Source organism: Desulfobulbus rhabdoformis, assembly GCF_016919065.1.
GTDB classification, from domain to species: domain Bacteria; phylum Desulfobacterota; class Desulfobulbia; order Desulfobulbales; family Desulfobulbaceae; genus Desulfobulbus; species Desulfobulbus rhabdoformis.
Map to the genome: position 1 here is coordinate 1 of NZ_JAFFQA010000121.1, position 1,467 is coordinate 1,467.

The 1,467-nt window shown below is 47.4% G+C and carries 1 protein-coding gene; it reads right to left on the reverse strand.

Features of this window, described 5'->3' with window-relative positions; genetic code table 11:
- Positions 1 to 6: 6 nt before the first annotated feature.
- Positions 7 to 1,326, reverse strand: coding sequence for an ISL3 family transposase (locus tag JWJ90_RS22645; RefSeq protein WP_338032364.1), 1,320 nt, complete (start codon positions 1,324 to 1,326; stop codon positions 7 to 9).
- Between the last annotated feature and the right edge of the window lie 141 nt (positions 1,327 to 1,467).

Sequence of the window (1,467 nt, forward strand, 5' to 3'; positions counted from 1 at the left end):
GCCTCTTCAGAGAAATCTGTGGGTGAACTCCGGCAAGGGCAAGTTGCCAAGAGTATGATATAGCGCGATTTCTCGGATTGTGTCGCTTCGAAATCCGTAGGATTTTCTGACTGTCAGTTTTGCTTTGTTGTTAAAACCCTCAACCGTGCCCGATGAATACTCTTTTTTTGCCCGAAAATAGTTGAGGATGAGGTCCTTGTGGTCACGGATGGTACGAGCAAACTTTTTCAATTCAGGAAGACTTCGATGCCGCATTACATCCCGTGTCCACTGGTCGATAAACATCCCGGCCCAGACCGGGCATTTATAGGTCCATAAATGATCGAAATCCTCTTTGAATAAATACGCCTTCACCGTTCGGAGGTTCATTGTCAGCAGATCCCGCAAGCGACTCCGGGCTTTACCGCGTACCCGTTTTTTCTTTTTGAGAAAAAGCCAACGGCTTTTCTTCAGATATGCGGGTTTTCCCTCATCTTTGAGCTTTTTAACCTCGGCGCGGCGAACTTCGTCAACAGCCTTGTTGAGATTGGCGACAATGTGAAAGCGATCAAGGACATGGAGGGCACTGCTCATTTTATCTGCTATGACAGCGATATAGGGCTGCCACATGTCTGAACAAATAAACTCTATCGACTTGCAGCGTTCTTCACCCAGGAAATCACAAAATGCATAAAGAGTCTTTTTCTCACGATTTTTACCAATCCAAAGAAGACGCCGACAGTGTTTGTCGACCTGGTACACTAGGGTTAAATAACGCTGGCCTTTTTTGTACTGTATTTCGTCCACGCCAATGGCGGTGATGTTGTCAAGATTGCGTCGCTCGAGTCCCCACTTGACGGCCCAGCTTACGGCATCAGCCACTACGTCCCAGGACACATGAAACGAGAGGGCTGTGTCCTTCCATGACAGCTTCCTGGCCCAATGAGCAAGGAAGACGGCAAATTGCTTTGTTATCGGAGATTTGCCAGTTGCCCAGGGCACCTGCTCTACAGTGACTTTGTTGCATTGTGGGCAGGAAACTCTCCGCATCTTATAGCGGAGAACGACAAGTAAACTCCATATAGGTGGCAACCAAAATTCACGATCGGAGATATGGTCGTAAATAGGCCCAGTTGATTGACACTTGGAGCACACAGGTTTTGTATTCTTCCGTGGTTTCACGTTGACCAGGAGCGCATTTCTTGTTCGGTCGAGTTGTGCGCTTTCAAATACAAAGCCCTTGAATTTTGTGACATGATTGAGCAATGTCTTTATGTGCATTCGGTCCTCCTTTACAGGATCTTTGGCGGGAGACCGGAGAATAGTCCCCGGTCGGACCGAATGCATTTATTTCCTCTGAGAAATATCTCTCCTTATCACCTCCCCTCACTAAAAAGGGGGAGGCGATAAGGAGAGATATTTCGGACTACCCTTTGCTCGAAATTTTCAAAATTCCAGATTTCTACCCACGGATTCGGCGGAAGAGCC